The 17036-nt window shown below is 33.5% G+C and carries 15 protein-coding genes and 1 pseudogene; 9 read left to right on the top strand and 7 right to left on the bottom strand.

Annotated elements, in window-relative coordinates:
* Position 1 precedes the first annotated feature (1 nt).
* From ABWU65_RS00445 to ABWU65_RS00465, 5 genes are read left to right on the top strand one after another with little or no spacing between them, the layout of a single operon-like run.
* A complete protein-coding gene (locus ABWU65_RS00445) occupies positions 2-349 on the top strand; it encodes a phage tail protein (RefSeq protein ID WP_226080801.1) in 348 nt (115 codons plus the stop codon).
* Positions 346-555, top strand: a complete 210-nt coding sequence (locus ABWU65_RS00450) for a tail protein X (protein WP_226080802.1) — start codon at positions 346-348, stop codon at positions 553-555. Before ABWU65_RS00445 ends, ABWU65_RS00450 begins: the two co-directional genes overlap by 4 nt.
* Positions 556-1506 (top strand): phage tail protein, encoded by a 951-nt coding sequence (locus ABWU65_RS00455; protein ID WP_353280051.1) that lies wholly within the window; start codon positions 556-558, stop codon positions 1504-1506.
* Positions 1507-1539: 33 nt separating this feature from the next.
* Positions 1540-2055, top strand: a complete 516-nt coding sequence (locus tag ABWU65_RS00460; protein WP_353280053.1) for an ankyrin repeat domain-containing protein — start codon at positions 1540-1542, stop codon at positions 2053-2055.
* A gap of 37 nt (positions 2056-2092) precedes the next feature.
* Positions 2093-2308: a hypothetical protein gene (locus ABWU65_RS00465; protein WP_226080806.1), complete on the top strand. Its 216-nt coding sequence runs from the start codon at positions 2093-2095 to the stop codon at positions 2306-2308.
* On the opposite strand, the gene ABWU65_RS00470 is transcribed toward ABWU65_RS00465, so the two are convergent.
* Positions 2309-2830: a phospholipase D family protein gene (locus tag ABWU65_RS00470; RefSeq protein WP_226080808.1), complete on the bottom strand. Its 522-nt coding sequence runs from the start codon at positions 2828-2830 to the stop codon at positions 2309-2311.
* Between ABWU65_RS00470 and ABWU65_RS00475 the strand changes: the two genes are divergently transcribed.
* Complete coding sequence (locus tag ABWU65_RS00475) at positions 2829-3740, top strand: patatin-like phospholipase family protein (RefSeq protein ID WP_226080810.1); 912 nt, start codon at positions 2829-2831, stop codon at positions 3738-3740. The genes ABWU65_RS00470 and ABWU65_RS00475 overlap by 2 nt on opposite strands.
* A 39-nt stretch (positions 3741-3779) precedes the next feature.
* On the opposite strand, the gene ABWU65_RS00480 is transcribed toward ABWU65_RS00475, so the two are convergent.
* From ABWU65_RS00480 to ABWU65_RS00500, 5 genes are all read right to left on the bottom strand, one after another.
* The gene (locus ABWU65_RS00480) at positions 3780-4682 is read right to left on the bottom strand and encodes a helix-turn-helix domain-containing protein (RefSeq protein WP_353280055.1); all 903 of its coding nucleotides are present in this window, start codon (positions 4680-4682) and stop codon (positions 3780-3782) included.
* A gap of 38 nt (positions 4683-4720) precedes the next feature.
* Complete coding sequence (locus tag ABWU65_RS00485) at positions 4721-5605, bottom strand: helix-turn-helix domain-containing protein (protein WP_353280057.1); 885 nt, start codon at positions 5603-5605, stop codon at positions 4721-4723.
* 78 nt (positions 5606-5683) lie between these two features.
* Positions 5684-6820, bottom strand: coding sequence for a hypothetical protein (locus ABWU65_RS00490; RefSeq protein ID WP_265023062.1), 1137 nt, complete (start codon positions 6818-6820; stop codon positions 5684-5686).
* Between the two features lie 102 nt (positions 6821-6922).
* Positions 6923-7579 carry a RadC family protein gene (locus ABWU65_RS00495; RefSeq protein WP_353280058.1) on the bottom strand — a complete coding sequence of 219 codons (657 nt, stop codon included), beginning with the start codon at positions 7577-7579 and terminating at the stop codon, positions 6923-6925.
* Between the two features lie 171 nt (positions 7580-7750).
* Positions 7751-8662 carry a helix-turn-helix domain-containing protein gene (locus tag ABWU65_RS00500; protein ID WP_353280060.1) on the bottom strand — a complete coding sequence of 304 codons (912 nt, stop codon included), beginning with the start codon at positions 8660-8662 and terminating at the stop codon, positions 7751-7753.
* 120 nt (positions 8663-8782) lie between these two features.
* On the opposite strand from ABWU65_RS00500, the gene ABWU65_RS00505 reads away from it, so the two are divergent.
* Complete coding sequence (locus ABWU65_RS00505) at positions 8783-9694, top strand: Rpn family recombination-promoting nuclease/putative transposase (protein WP_353280061.1); 912 nt, start codon at positions 8783-8785, stop codon at positions 9692-9694.
* 153 nt (positions 9695-9847) lie between these two features.
* Here the strand turns inward: ABWU65_RS00505 and ABWU65_RS00510 are convergent, their stop codons facing one another.
* Entirely contained in the window at positions 9848-11215 is a 1368-nt protein-coding gene (locus ABWU65_RS00510) for a hypothetical protein (protein ID WP_353280063.1), read from the bottom strand.
* A gap of 113 nt (positions 11216-11328) precedes the next feature.
* On the opposite strand from ABWU65_RS00510, the pseudogene ABWU65_RS00515 reads away from it, so the two are divergent.
* Together ABWU65_RS00515 and ABWU65_RS00520 are read left to right on the top strand one after the other, a co-directional pair.
* Positions 11329-11997: pseudogene (locus ABWU65_RS00515) on the top strand (IS6 family transposase).
* Positions 11998-12312: 315 nt separating this feature from the next.
* Entirely contained in the window at positions 12313-17028 is a 4716-nt protein-coding gene (locus ABWU65_RS00520; protein WP_353280064.1) for an ankyrin repeat domain-containing protein, read from the top strand.
* Positions 17029-17036: the final 8 nt, after the last annotated feature.

Genomic DNA, 17036 nt, shown 5'->3' on the forward strand with positions numbered 1-17036 from the left:
AATGTTGTCTCTTGGCCCGTATAAATTTGTTCCAAGAAGTTTAAAGTATAATAGAGAGAATCGTTGGAGCACAATTGAGTGTATTGAAAATATGCCATTATTGCAAAATATCGGTCAAGGTGCAGAAAATATAGATTTAGAAGGAACGATTTATCTGCATAATCTCAACAGGCTAAATCAATTAAAGAATATGAAAAAAGCTGAAAAGCCACATGTTCTAGTAGATAATTTAGGTAATATTTTAGGACAATTCGTAATTACCAGTTTAGAAGAAAAGCAGATGTATTTTTTACCTAATGGACTACCAAGAAAAGTTGAATTTAGTCTGAGTTTGAAGAGCTATAGATGACTATATATTACTTAACCAAAGAAGGAGAAATGCTAGACCTGATTTGCTGGAAGCATTACGGATTTACGGATGGAGTAGTAGAATTAGTACTAGCAGAGAACTTAGGTTTGGCAGAATACGGAAGCTTTTTGCCTGCAGGATTAAAGATAAAGCTTCCTGTTATTCAGAAAACAGTACAAAAGTCAAAATTAAAGGTCTGGGAATAAATGCAACCAGATTTTATAATAGATAAATGTGAATCAATTAAAGATAGAATTATATCATTGCGCCTTACCGATGAATCTGGGACAATAGACGATGTAGTTGAAGTGTGCATTGATTACAGAGATGAAAACTTAAATATTCCGAATGAATTAAATATCGCTTTGGGTTACAGAGAAACCGGAGTGATACCTATGGGTATATATACAGTTAATGAGATTACGGTGCAGAACCCACCTAAGACTTTACTTATAAAAGCTCATGCAACAAACTTAAAATTATCATTAAAGGAGAAAGTATCTAAAGAATGGCATCAAATTACTCTAGGTAACTTGGTTAAGGAAATAGCAGAAAAGCACGGATATGGATGCAGAGTTGCAGAAGAATTTGAAAATGTGTTGATTCCACATATTAACCAAATAGAAGAAAGTGATATAAGTTTATTAACAAAAATAGCAATAGAATACGAGGCAATGGCAAAGCTAGCTGGCGGATATATACTTTTTATTCCAAAAGGCAAAGCCAAATCAGCAACTGGAAAAGCTTTAGGAACAACAGCTATTAGACCTCAAGACACGATAAATTGGAAAGTGCATTTTACCGTGAGTAGGTACAACTCAGTGGTTGCAAAATGGCATAGCTATGAAAAGGGTGAAACTATATCAGAAACAGTTGGCTCTGGTAGTCCAAGTTATACCATACAAACGCTTTACTCTAATGTAGAATCAGCACTAAGTGCAGCAAATGCTAAGTTAAAACAACTAAAGCGAAATAATGCAGTATTGGATATCACTATGCCTGGTAATCCAGAACTATTTGCAGAGGCGAAACTTAGCTTGTTAGGGTTTCATCAAGATATAGACGGTGAATGGATAATTGACAGAGCAGAACATGTGTTAGATAGTTCAGGTTATCGCACTGGATTATCAGCATCAACGTTAAGAAAAAATCAGTAAACCAAATGTTTAATGTTGAAAAAAGTATTGAATATGAATAGAGACTCAAGAAATAAGCTACACTTTTGGTGGTTTATAGTAACAGTAGTATTTGTTATTATTACCTATTGCTATATGAAAGCAAAAGCTACAGATAATTATAAAACAATACTGCGGATTGCATCTGAAAATTGTAACTTAGAAATTGTAAAGTTTTCAGTAAAAAATTTATTAGATGTAGATACGCAAATTTCTAAACTTACTACACTACATTATGCTGCAGGAGAAGGATGCTTAGAAGTTGTCAAGTTTTTGATAGACAAAGGAATTAATGTAAATATTATAAACGGGTATGGAAGTACAGCACTTCACAATGCTGCATATCGAGGAGATTTAGAGATCATAAGGTTTTTATTGGAGAAAGGTGCAAATCCTACAATCAGAAATAAAGATGGAAAAACACCAAGGAAAGTTGCTGTATTAAGATCGCGGCACAATAAAGATAAACCTTACAGGGAAATCATTAAGCTACTTGCTAAAGTGGAGGATCAATATAAATCTGAAAAGTAAGCTATCATCAACAATTATTCATAATAAATTCACATTTATGCAAAATCAAAAAATCCCACTAGCAGTAATAATAACGATGGTAATACAGACCATAGCAGCAATTTGGTGGCTTGCCAAGCTGGATTTACGGGTACACATGCATGATAAATTTATAGAGCAGAACAATGGATTGGCTGTTACGGTATATTGTCTGGAAGAACGGGTAAAAAATCTTTCTGAGGAATTGGATGAACTTAAAGCTGATTTAAAGTAATTATTCTTCTACTTTTGGTGTATAAGGATCAGATTGAGATTGACGATCCTTCCAGTTTTCGATGTATTGCTCAACTAATTGAGGATCCCCTGTTATAATCAGTAGATTCTCAGCATTTCTTGATTCAGCTGCATAGGTGAAATTAAAAGAGCCAGTTATTATTTTGTTATCATCAATAATCATTATTTTACTATGAGCAATCGCTGGTTTAAAGTCTACCCAAATTGGGATTTTTTGCTCAAACAGCTCATTGATAACACTATACTTTGAGCTAACTTGCGATCCGTCGAGAATAACCATGACATCAACTCCACGCTTTTTAGCTTGAACTAAGGATTCAGCAATAGGCTTTGAGGTAAATTGGTATGCCTGAACCAACACGGATTTTTTAGCATGATCCACGGAATCAATTATTAGGTTGGTGCAATTTTCTCTAGGAGTGAAACATACAGTAGTACTTGGACAAGAAACACAACCTGATAAAAGCAAACAAGTTAAAAAAATCAATAAATATCTAAACATGGCCAAATATATTCTTTCAGTCGACGGTGGAGGCATAAGAGGTATTATACCTGCTATTGTTCTAGCTGAAATAGAGTATAGAACAAAAAAGCCAATCTCTCAAATGTTTGACTTAATGGTCGGAACTTCTACAGGTGGTATTATCGTTGCCGGATTATGTAATAAACAATACTCTGCTCTCGACTTAGTTGATCTCTATCAGAAAGACGGGCCACATATCTTTAAGTCTTCATTTTTCAGAAGATCAATATTTTCCTGGCTAAATTGTGCACAGTATTCATGCAAAAATATTGAATGCGTTCTGAATAGATATTTTGGTGATTCTACTCTTGCAGATGCAACAAGTAATTTAATGCTTACAAGCTACGATATTAAGAACAATTATCCCTTCTTCTTTAAAAGCTGGAGAGAAGATAGAAATTTTATCAAATTGAAAGATGCATTACGAGCTACAACTGCAGCACCTACTTACTTTGTACCTAAATATCTTAAAATCAACCAAAAGGAAATGGTATTAGTGGATGGAGGGGTGTTTGCCAATAATCCAGCGGCTTGTGCATATGCAAGTGGTAAGAAATTGTTTCCAAATGATGATATTGTACTGTTATCGATAGGTACTGGAAGAACAGATAGAAGCATAGCTAATTCAAGGAGATTTGGAAAAATAGGATGGATCAAGCCACTACTGAATGTGATGTTTGCTTCAAGTTTAGATGCAGTAAACTATCAACTTAATCAAGTTATAGGTGATAAATATATACGAATACAATCGCAATTAAAAATAGCATCACCTGACATGGATAATATTACATCAAAAAATATCAAATCTCTTCAGCAAGAAGCAAATGCAATGATAGAGGATAATCAGAAAGTGATAGAGAAATTCTGTATAGAAATATTAAATATATAACTATTTTTACTTATATCTTAATATATTGTTTAATACAATTCAATTTTCACACTCATCAGCAGTTAGGCCACTTGCTCGCAAAATAACATCATTAGAAACACCTGCCTTCACTAGATTTTTCGCAACCTTGATCTTTTCTGTTTTTTTTACTTTCTCTTTGCTATTCTTCATATCCCTAGATAAAAATTTCTTCACTAATTCTTGCTCTTCAGTTTTTCTTAGTAAATTAAGTAGTTCACTATCTTCATTTATTTTAGGTAGCAGAACTTTAATATTCACTGATAATCCTTCTGCTATTTGATATAATTTATCAAATGATATGGCAGTGTATCCTATTTCATACTCGTGTATTTCCTTGAGTGTTAAACCAACTTTGTTTGCTAAATCTTTCTGAGTATACCTTTTTATCAATCTCCATTCTCTTATTCTTTGCCCTACTCTGTAGTATATAGAATCAGTGCAGACTTCTTTCTCTGTATTATCATACTCGTAAATAGATAAACCCGTTGCCTGGGAAATAACATCAGTAGAAACCCCTTCTTTCACTAGATTTTTTGCTATTTCCAACCTTGCCTCTTCTTGATTAATTTTTTCGCTAATATGAACGAATCTGACTAATGAAGGTACTATTTTGCCTAACTTTTGATTCTCGTATATTTTTGTTAGATAGAGTATTTCTTCGTCTTCATCTTTATACTCTCTTACTGTTATTGGTTTAGGTAATAGATCTACAGCATTAACTGACAATACTCTTGCTATTACATATAGTACTTCAATTGGAATAGGAATATACCCATTTTCATAGCTGCTCACTTCTTGGTATGTTAAACCTATTTTACTTGCTAATTCTATTTGAGTATGCCCTCGCATTAACCTGCTATTTTCCATTTTTTGCCCTATTTTGTAACTTATAGGACTAACATCTCTTACAGAAACAAACATATATACCTTATTTAGAAATAAATTTTCATCCAATTTGATCAGCAGATTATTTGCAAAATAATATCAATAGGAATTCCCCCTTTTACTAAATCCCTTCCAACTTTAATCCTTTCTACCTCTCTCACTTTCTCTTCGCAAATTTGTATGCTTTCAAACAAAGATTTTATTAATGCATTACGTAGTTCTTGGCTCTCAATTTCTTTGTATTCTTTAATCAAATCAGGTAGCTCATTTTCTACTCTACTACCTTCATCTATTAGTAGATCCGTAATATTAATCGATAATACCTCTGCTATCTCATATAATTTCCCCAGTGGAGTAGCTACACGTCCTTGTTCATAGTTGCTTATTTCGTCACGTGTTGTATCCATTTTCTCAGCCAAATCCTTTTGAGTATACTCCCGTAATACCCTCCATTCTTTCATCTTTTTTCCTATTTGGTAGTAGATAGAACCCGTTTTTTCTTCAACACATTCATCAGCAGACAGACCAATTGTTTTTGAAACAGTATCAACAGAAACTCCTGCTTCAACCAAACCCTTTGCAATTTTTACTTTCTCTGCTTTCCTACTACTTTTTTCACTAACTTGGACAAATTGGGTTAATAAACAAAACATCTTACGTAACTCCTGATCATTAATCTTTTTATATTCTCTTACTAGATTTAATATTTCTTCTTCATCTTCAAGACAACTTTTTGATACAGGAATAAGATCCACAATACTTACTGACAATGCTTCCGCTATAGCGTACAACCTTTCAATTGAAATTCTACGGTTCCCTTTTTCATATTGCAGTATTACCCAGTACTTTACACCAAGTTTCTCTGCTAAATCTTTCTGAGTGTACCCTCGCTCTAACCTCCAATTTTTTACTTTTTGCCCTACCTCACAGTCTAGACTTTTTTTCATACAAAGAACCATACATATAATATTTTCTACTATAGCTCAGATATAACGGTAGAAAAAAACTCTGGAACCTTAAAGTTTGCTGTAGACGCATTAAAGTTCCCTAAAGGTTTCTTTACTACCTCCACATACCCTATTTACCCATGAAGACAATACTTCATCATTGCTAATCTCTTTTATAGCATACTTTTCATTCCATATGCCACATCTAGTGAAATTACCTCTTTCTACCACTTCCTTAAGCTTCACTCCCCCAAAGAGGCAATTTTTTCCAATTTCTTCGCCTCTTTTTTGTAACTCAGCCCACATTTCCTTGTTTTCTACTCTGACTTGTACTTGATCATATTTTTTTACATCGTGGTACAATATAACATTTAGCTTACCAATGCTCGTAGGAAACTCTAATATAATAGAGCTTTCATCTGACATATCGATATAGTTTCTTATACCTCCCTTCTCACTTTTAACCTCAACTGCATCATTGCCAATTTTTAAAATATTACTTCCTAACTCTCTCAGTATTTTGGCTACCTCTACCTTGCTATTATCAGAAAATTCTATATACGATGTTGTATTGTCTATCTCAACATCTATTAATTCTCCTTCTTGCACAGCATTTTCGCCAGCTTCCTCTAGCTCTTCTAGTTGCTTATCTATCTGTGGCTGAACTTCTGGCTGTAGCTCATTATAGATTTCACCTATCAGTTTATTCTGCAGTAAAGTATCATGAAACTCTGCACCGCTTAGCATTAATTTACGTATTAGCTTTTTTCGATCACTTTTTTCTAATCTGTGAAAATGTGTACCTAATACTACATATTCTGCAAAACTCCATTCCCCATCATTACATGCATTTAGCCTTGCTCCAGCAGCTAGCGCTTCGTCTACAGCCTTGTGCAGTTCATTTGGACTTTTTGCTCTTACCACAGCACTTTTAAGCCAGCTCAACTTTTCTGCACTTGGCTTTATTTTTTGCAAAGCTGAAGCAAATGGATTCAACCCTTCTGGATAATCTGCTTGATTACTCAAAGGTTTTGTGCCATATATGTAGTCAAGTCCTTTTCCATAGTTGATTTTGTTTTCGTGAACGTTTCTGCTAGGGAAAGGCATTGTATCTTCCGGTTTTATCTCCTTCTGATTATCAATTTTGCTCACAAACTTAGACTGCTTTATATCAACGCCTTCAAGAGCACCAAATATTTTCTTCAATAACTTGTCTTTACTAGTCATATAACCCCCATATTAAAAATACTTTTTAAGTATATAAATCTTAGTTTATACATTCTATTACTCATTATAAATTATAGTGAGTAGATTTGCAAATACTTTCTACTATAACAATCCGTTCTCTCGAAAGCTGAAATAGCCTCCACTTGTGATGATAATATGGTCAAACAATTTTACGCTTACAGTACTACATGCTGCTGCTAAGCTCTTCGTTACTTCTTGATCTTCTTCTGATGGTTCTAAACTTCCCCCAGGGTGGTTATGTGACATTATTATGAATGTTGCATTCTTTATTAATGCTTTTCTTATAATTTCCTTTATGTACACCGGTGCTTTTTCCATTTCACCAATATAGAGTTCTTCTCCGATTAATTGGCGCCTGTTATTCAAGTACAGTATTTTTACACATTCCCTTTCTGAGTGTCCTATACTTACGTTTAAGTACTCTACTAGCCCTTGTAAGTCCATTATTGGCTCACTTTTGAGCTTTTCTCTCAGTACCCTTTCTAGTGTTTCCTTAACACACATAATCATTGCTACTGCAGAATCAGTTACTCCTTCTATAACTTTCAGGTCATCCATTTCTCGGCCTAAAATCCTTCCTACTCCCGTATAAGTATTCACCAGATTTTTAGCAATTTCTTGAGCTTGTGGCCTTTCATGCACTGCACTTAAAAATGTTTCCATTATTTCGCGATCAAGTAGTGCTTTGCCTTTGCTTTCTAATATTCTGAATTCTATTTCTTCTTTACTTTTATTCATATAATTTACCCTTCACTAACAACAAACTTTTTTTTAATATTTACTGCTGTTTTTTTATCAGCATTGGCATAGAGCCATAGCTTCCGAGTGAAGTCAAATCAATTTTTCAATCTTTTTTACTTATTTTTTCATGAATAGGTGAAGATATTAATATATAGTGATTTCTTTATTTTAAACTTGTTGAATTTTGCCTAAAGAGAGGCCTGTTATTTGCAAAATAATATCGGTAGAAATTCCTTTTTTAACTAAGTTCTTTGCAATTTTGATTCTTTCTTCTTCTCTAATTTTCTCCTCACAAATTTGTATGCTTTTAAACATAGATTTTATTAGTACATTACGTAGTTCTTGGCTTTCAATCTTTTTGTATTCTTCAATTAAATTCGGTAGTTCATTTTCTACTTTACTACCTTCCTCTATTAGCAGATCTGTAATGCTAATTGATAATGTTTCTGCTATTGCATATAATTTTTCCAGTGGAATAGCTACACGTCCTTGTTCATAGTTGCTTATTTCATCACGTGTTGTATCCATTTTCTCAGCCAAATCCTTTTGAGTATACTCTCTCACTAGCCTCCATTCTTTTATCTTCTTTCCTATTTGGCAGTAAATAGAACCTCCTTTTTCTTCAACACATTCATCAGCAGACAGACCAATTGTTTTTGAAACAGTATCAACAGAAACTCCTGCTTTAACCAGACCTTTTGCAATTTTTATTCTCTCCGTTTTTTTACTACTTTTCTCACCAACTCGGGTAAATTTTGCTAGCAAGTAAAACACCTTGCGCAACTCTTGATCATTAATCGTTTTATATTTTCTTACTAGATTTAATATTTCCTCTCCCTCATCTTCAAAACAGATTTTTTCATTTGATACAGGAATTAGGTCTATAATACCAATCGACAATATCTCTGCTATAGCATACAACTTTTCAATCGAAATTTTACGTGTTCCTTTTTCATATTGTAGTACTATTTGATACGTTACGCCAATTTTTCCCGCTAAATCTTTTTGAGTATAACCTCGCTTTAACCTCCAGCTCCTTACTTTTTGTGCTATCTGATACCTTATCGAGATATTTGCCATAAATATTATATAGGTTAATACTATCAAATAAAGATATACAAAAACTTCTATGTTTGCATTTTAGTTGAATATTTCTTCACAATTGTGTATAATAATTAATGCTTTTTATCTTACTTTCTCATGGCTCTTTCGAAGTTTCTCGATCCAAAATTAGACTTAACATTTAAAAAAATATTCGGTACTGAAAAAAATAAGAATATCCTTATTCACTTTTTGAATGATATTTTGGGGTTTACTGAAATAAATACTATACAAGAAGTTGAATTCCTTAGCACCATTATGGACCCTGAAATTGCTTCTGATAAGCAGAGTATTGTTGATGTCCTGTGCAGGGATTCTACTGGGGCAAGGTACGTGATTGAGATGCAACTCGCTCGTGATAAAGGATTTGAAAAACGCGCTCAACTTTACGCTGCTAAGGCTTATTCAAGACAGGCTGATAAAGGTGGTAAGTATATTGATTTAAAGAAGGTTTTCTTTATTGCTATTTCCAATTGTAATTTATTTCCTGATAAGCTTGATTATATATCTAGCCATACCATAAGAGATGAAAAAACTAATGAGCATGACTTAAAAGATTTTCAATTTATTTTCATTGAGTTGCCAAAATTTCCCAAAAGTAAAGAAGAGCAGCTAGAAAATGTAGTAGATCGTTGGCTATTTTTCTTTAAATATGCAGAAGAAACAACTGATGAAGATTTAAGAAAAATAGCAGAAAAATCACCAATAATAAAGCTAGCATATGATGAGTTAGATAAGTTTCATTGGAATGAGAAGGATCTTGTAGCTTATGAAGAAAGGGTAATGGATTTACAGAAAGAAGCTGCTATCCTGGAACAAAAACTCGATGATGCTACTCAAAAAGGTAGACAAGAAGGCATCCTAATCGGTGAAGAAAAGGGCGAAAAACAGGCTAAAATAGCAGTGGCTAAAAATCTACTTAAAGCTGGCGTCTCTACTGACATCATATCACAAACTACAGGTTTTTCTCCTGATGAGATCAAGCAGTTACAGGCAGAAAAGACCACATAGTTTCCTTGATTTACCGCTCTGCTTATTCCTCTAACTACTGATGTTCCATTTAAGAATGTATATTACCTCACAGCTATTCTATGATTAGTCTTTTAGATCATCTTGTCTACCTTGTTTCACTCCTACCCTGAACAGATACCTTTCTCCTTATTTTTATCTCCGGGTACTAGTTATTGTGGTCTGGAATCTTCTTGGTTGATCTATATTTATCTCTTCCAAATCACCTGGTCTATCAAATATGAAGAGTTGTAGATTAGTTAATGATAGTTCTTCATTTACCCGAGAATCTGGCTCTGATTGAGAATTTACCTCACTTTCCAGGCTATCTGATATATTCTCATTCGACGTTAAACTGCTACTACCTGTCGAATTTTCTGGTACTATATTGCGGAATTGATTATGAAGTTCACCAAAACCCTCAAATGGAGGTACTGATATGCATTGGCGCTTTGCTGGTGGCTCCACTTCATGAGAAAAGTCTGGTATTTGATCACTAACATCAAACTCATATTCAGCAATTGTTTGCTCCAATGTAATAGAGCTTGAAAAGAAATTTTCTTCAATTTGCAAGTCTGAAAATTCATTCAGATCATCTCTCTTTCTTTTGTGTACTAACGGTTCATTTTCATAAGAAAAGTCTGGTCTACTATCAAATGGATGTTCAACAACTGTTTCCTCGAATGCAGGAGTTATAGTTAACTCTGGCAAATCATCCACAATTGAGGATTGCAGGTCAACTACTCCATTTATCAAATAGTTATAATACTCTGGGGATAGTTGCTCACCTTCTAGGCTATCTGATATATTCTCATTCGATGTTAAACTACTACTAACTGTCAAATTTTCTGTTACAGTATTGCGGAATTGATTATGGAATTCAGCAAAACCCGGAAATAAAATTACTGTTTGGCTACATGATTGATCCTCTTTGTAAGAAGAAAATTCTGGTCTAGTATTAAATGGATATTCAACAGCTGTTTCCTCGAATGCACGAGATATAGGAGAGAAATGTGCTGCTGGCAAATCATCTCTGTTTTGTACTAACGGTTCATTGGAGTTTTCAGTGCTTAAATTGTTTACACTCTCTTGATTATTTAAATAAAAATTCTTTAGGACAAGCTTAGCTTTGGCAGTTGATTTTGTCTTCAAATGTACTCTATACTCTTCTTTTTCCTTAGGATTCAGTTGATTAAATAGAGTTTTAAATAAAGTATATTGGGGATCAATATAATCGAGTGTATTGAAAGCAAACTCTTTAGGCAACTGATTAAAGATTATAGGTGCATCTTCCTTCTTTAGAGCATTTAGTATGCCGGACATAGCTAAAGAGCCTTTATGCTTTGCTTTTACATGCTCTATATATTGATTTTTATCTAATGCACTAAATAGAGTTGTAAATAAATTAGTTGTGGGCGGAATACAATCGAGTGTATTGAAAGCAAACTCTTTATTCTCTTGAAGCAACTGATTAAAGATTATAGGTGCATCTTCCTCCTTTAGAGCATTTAGTATGCTGGACATAGCTAAAGAGCCTTGAGGCTTTGCTTTGGTTCTGTCGCATCTATAAATCCTGGTATGTAACATTTGTAGGAAAGTAGAAAAGAAGTGATATGATCATCTAAAAAAAAGCAAAGATGTTTCGTATTAGTTCAAAATTATTGCCATATTTCAAAGGATTTAGCTTTTCAGCAGATGTTATCTGTATATATGAAATGTAGATTCTCTTTGAGCTATCGAGATTTGGAAGAAATGCTGAGTATAAGGGGAGCAAAATGCTACGTTACAAAGGTGGGTTATCACCACTGATAGATGAAGCGGTAAGGAAAAGGAAGAAGCAGGTTGGCAGTAGCTGGAGAGACCTACGTTAAATTAAACGGCAAATGGGTTTATCTATACAGAGCACTATTGGTAATACTGTAGACTTTCTGTTGTGTGCTCGTAGAGACAAGTCTGCGGCACTTGCGTTCTTTCGTAAAGCCTTTAGAGAGAATAACCTTCCTGAGAAAGTAGTAATTGATAAAAGCGGCAGTAATACTGCTGCTCTTGATGATTTGAATACAGAAATTTCTGAAGATTGTAGAATCATGGTTTTTCAAATAAAATATCTAAATAATATTGTCGAACAAGATCATAGATTTATCAAAAAACGAATAAAGCCAATGCTTGGTTTTAAGAGCTTCCACTCCGCAAAGATTACCATTACCGGCATAGAAAATATTCGTATGATTCAAAAAAGACAAATTATCGGGGCTAATGATAATGTTTCTACTTTTGAGAATTTTGCTATGCTAATTGCTCTATAACTCCCATAATCCCAGTTTAACGATCTTCTTGTACCACAATTTATAGATGCGACAGAACCCTTGGTTTTGGTTGCTGGAAATGACTATATTATTTAAATTTTTAATGACATGTGAGATTAAGTGAGTGTTAATTTATTTAGAAATGCAAAGAGCACATTGCAGTAAAAAAACAGAAGTGTTTCTGCAAGCACTGGCTTTAGTTTTAAAAACACAAACTATAATAAAATGCTAAAACATGCAAAAAACTCTTGCCTTGTTAGATCTTTACTATTCACAATAAAGTTACATTTTACGTAATAAATATGTGGGAGTATTGTGTTAAAGACATTGAATTCTGTAAATTATTTTAAACAAGCAGTTAATCGATCTGAGTTAATAAGAGAGCAAAAAAAAGATACACTACCATCTAGTAGTCAACAAATACCTATTGGTTTAGATTTGCCAGAAGGTTTTACAATCGGGGAAGCAATTGGAGAAGGAGATTGTTTCTTTGATGCAGTTGCGCAAGGACTTAATCAATTAAAGCCTGGAACAAACTTTACTGTGAAATCTTTGAGAGAAGTTTGTAAGAAGCAAGCTTTAAGTAGTCAAGAAATGAAAGAAAAGATTATAGCAGATGCTAGAAACCGTGGAGATTCTACAGTAGTACCTCCAGAGCCTGGTATTGATGATGATGAATTATGGAATGCTTACTTGGCTAGTATAGAATACACTGCTGAAGATATGGAAACTCAAGACCCACATTTATATAAATCGTTAACTAACTTAAAGTATGGAAGTACGTTACAGGTTCCTATATGGGGTAGGTCTGATATTGAGGGAAGAATGATTTGTAGTGAATATGAGACTAAGCTACATATTATTGAAAATTTTCCCCACGCAGGATGGTCAAGCCAGCTTGTTGATGGACTAGCATCTAGATCTACAGATTACGTAGATTATAGTGAAGGAAATACTATACATATAATAAATAAAGGAGGTGGGCATTTTGAGCCAATCTTAAGGGAGCAAATATTACCTCATTGCTATGATACCATGGTTAATGAAAAAAAATCGGATAGTAAGTCCGTGTACTTTCAACAAGTTTCCGGAAAGAATATGCCAGACAATCAAATGGACTGTGAAGATTATAAAGAATCTAGCCCTGGTATAGAGGTGTTGCCTGATGAGTCAATAATGGAAGCAACAGTTGATTATGAAGACAGATTATCTGATGAAGAACTTCAGCATGAACGAAGTCAAGATAGTCCTAGAGTAACAAAAGCTTCATCTATAAGCAGCAGTAGTACATGGTATAGTGCATTGATTGATTGTAGGTTAACGGTAGAGGATATAGGTCTTACAGATGATGAAATAGTGAAAAGAGCAACTTTTTTTGTTAAGACTTTTGTTAAAGAATTCGAAAAAAAACTATTTCAATACTCTGAAGAAGTAAAACCAGGTTCAAAAATAAAAAAAACAGGTAAAATATTAGGTCTGGTTGATTCAACTATAAAGAGTGCTATTCCACCAGGTATGCGAGTAATTCCTGATAAAGCAATTGAAATGATAGGTTATCTTTCTGCAAAAGAGCATAAGAAAGGAGCAAAAAGTGTTTCTTCAACAGTTATGCCTTTAGAAGGTAGCACAAGAGAGATTTTAGTAGATGCTAGTTTGGAAATTTTTCAAAGTTTTGAGAGGCAATTCACTAAGATTTTAGAGACTGATCAATTGTCTTGGAAGAGGGGGATTGGGAAGTTAGCAATAGATGCTGTATCTAGAATAATAAATTATATTTCAGCTAATAGTGAGAAAGAAGAATTTTCCGTTGATCTTATAACAAAAGGTGTTGTTTTAGGTGAATCAAAAGCGAGAACATTTGCTAAGCAAGTTTTAAAAAAACCAGCGAAACTTTTTAAGTCAGAAGCATTTCAGTCTGGATATAAAGTGAAAGATAAGCAAAGTGGTAAAATTTGGATAACCCCAGAATTATATACAGGAGTAGGAATAAAAAAAGTAAATTATGATACTACTGAATATTATCAGTTGAGGAAACATGATAATGCTGAAAAATATGGATATAGACTTCCTTTTACATGGGAATTAGAAAAGTGGTGGGAGGTAGACAAAAAGTATAGGCTTGTTAACTTACCTAAAGAAGAAGAGTATGTGCATATTTTAAATGAGAAAAAAAAGAAAGAATTGGCTGATAATATATTAAAAGAGATTAATGGAAACGATCCAACGAAAAAAAAAGATATAGAAGAACTGTATGAAAAGATCAAGAATTTCCAAACAAAAAAAGAGGAAAGTGTACGTCCGTTTTTCTTTAATTTGGACCATTTACCACAATTCTTTGTAGAAAGAGGAAATATGTTAAAGATGTTAAACGAGAAGTTAGACATTGAAAAACAAGAAGAAATACCACGAATGGTCTTAATTCATGGAGGCTATGGAGTAGGAAAAAGTGAACTAGCTAAAAGTTATGCGCATAATATAAAGAGTAAAGGTAACGTTATATGGATAAATGCCAAATCATGTAGCACTCTTTCAAATTCATTTTATAGTTTAGCTAAAAAATTAGGAATTCCTACAGAAGGTTATCAAGGTATACAAAAAATAAATTCTGGTATGGAAGGTAGAGAGCAAGTAGATTACAATGATGTTCAAAAGAAAAGAATTGAATCTATTGTTGATAATGTATATGAGAAACTTCAAGATGTGGAAAGTTATTTTATTTTTGACAACGCCAATCAATATGAGGAGATTAAAAAATTTTTACCGCCTTATGGTTTCATTTTTGGTGGAAAACAGCCTTACATCTTAATTACTTCTCGCAATAAGGATTGGAAAGAAGAGATAGAAAAGATAAATTTGGATAAAGGATTTTCTTCAGCAGAAGCCTTGATGTTTATTGAAAAAACCTTAGGAATAGATGATAACTCACACTTACAGATTGACGAGATGGTAAACTTAGCAAAGGTGTTAAATTATTTTCCATTAGCTTTGAAAGAAGCAACAAAATACATTAAAGAAGAAAATATTAGTATTAGTCAATACCTAGAATGCTATAGTAAAGTAATGAAAGAATCAAATCTTGATTGTCTGAAGAAACAAGATATCTCTCCAGAATTATTTACGACTTTGAAGGTCAACTTTGACAAAATAAAAGAAGAAAAAGATATTGGACAACAATCGCATGATATTTTAGTCTCTATGGCTTACTTGAGTTCTGATCAAATTAATACAGCAGAAATTTTTCTCCAGAAGAAATCAGAAAACGATCAGCAAAAGGTTTTGGATGCACTTAATCTACTTGATAAGTTCTCAGTGATTGAGTTAGAGGAATCAATAGCAAGAGTTCATATGGGAGTACAAAAAACAATAAGATTAGAGAAAGAACAAGCAGGAACAGAAGAAGAAATTTTAAGAGAGATTATGACATCATTTTGCCTTACAAATGCAAATCACGCTATATCTGTTTGGAGTCATGCAAGTAAATATTACAGGTTAGTTAATGAATTTATTGATTCTCTTTATGATGGAAGTACTATCTTACATTTACTAGCCAAAGATGGTAATGAGAAAGTTATTAAACGTATATTAAAGAAAGTAGATCCAAATAAATTAAGTAAAATTGTTAATGCTGTTGATAAAATGAAATTTACTCCTTTAGACTGTGCTGCTATGCATGGTCACTTAAAGATAGTTAAATGCTTTATAGAGAAAGGAAGTGATTTGGATGGAGGTAATCGCGACCTTAGCCCTTTACACTGGGCTGCTCTATCTGGTCAATTAGAAGTAGTTAAGCATTTTATTGACAATAAATATTGGGAAGTTGATAAGTTGAGTGGAGAGAGTGGTACTCCTTTACACTATGCTGTTATCAGTGGTAATATAGATATTGTTAAATATCTTGTAGAAAAAGAGGCCAATGTAAATCTACAGGATGAAAGTGCAGGGCCTTTACATTTTGCTATTGAGGAGAATCGGTTAGATATTGTTAAATACCTTGTAGAGGAAGGACGAGCTGATATAAATCTATGTGATAAAAATGGTATGAGTCCTTTGTATTTTGCTACTCAAAATGGTCGTTTAGATATTGTTATCTACCTTGTAGAGAAAGGTGCCAATGTAAATCTACAGGATAAAGATTATATGAGTCCTTTTTGCCATGCTGCTGAAAGTGTTAGATTAAATATTGCTAAATACCTTATAAAGAAAAAGCTGTTTATTATGAATGCGAATCCATATGATAAAAATTGTATGAGTTCTGTGTGCCATCTTGCCATGCATGATCACTTAGACAGTGTTAAGTACCTTATAATGCAAAGAACTATAGTAGATCCACGGAACAAAGGTAGTATAAGTCTTTTGCACTTTGCTGCCGTATGTGGTCATTTAAATGTTATTGACTATCTTGTAGGAGAGGGAGCTAATGTAAATGAAAAGGACAAAGATGGTATGAGTCCTTTGCACTTTGCTGTCATATATGGTCACTCAGGTATTATTGACTATCTTGTAGGAAAGGGGGCTAATGTAAATCTACAGAATAAAAAAGGTGTGAGTCCTTTACACCTTGCTGTCATATATGCTCACTTAGATAGTGTTAAGTACCTTATAGAGAAAGGGGCTGATATAAATCTACAGGACGAAGGTGGTATGAGTCCTTTATTTTATGCTCTTACTATTATCATTGGCCGCCCAGATATTGCTTGCTACCTTACTGAATATTCTTCTTTAGTGCGAAAAGAAGTTAATGTGAAAGTTAAACTCAAGAATTTTTTGCATGAAAGACAACAGAGGAGATCTGCGCATTTAAACGAGCCTAAAAAAAGAAAATTAGAAAATATAAGTGCAACATTTGAAGAAAATGCATCAAATATACAATTGCTTCAAAGTAGTCAGAATCCACCATCTGACATGTCAATGCAATTTGAAGGTCTTGCTGATAGAACGAAGAGCATGATTAATATAAATAGTGAGATGCCCGCGTATTCATTTGATAGCGTTGCTTTAGAACCTGTGAATAACAAAAACTTAAGAAGATAATTTGGTTC

The organism is Wolbachia endosymbiont (group B) of Silvanus unidentatus (assembly GCF_964028615.1).
In the GTDB taxonomy this organism is placed as follows: Bacteria; Pseudomonadota; Alphaproteobacteria; order Rickettsiales; family Anaplasmataceae; genus Wolbachia.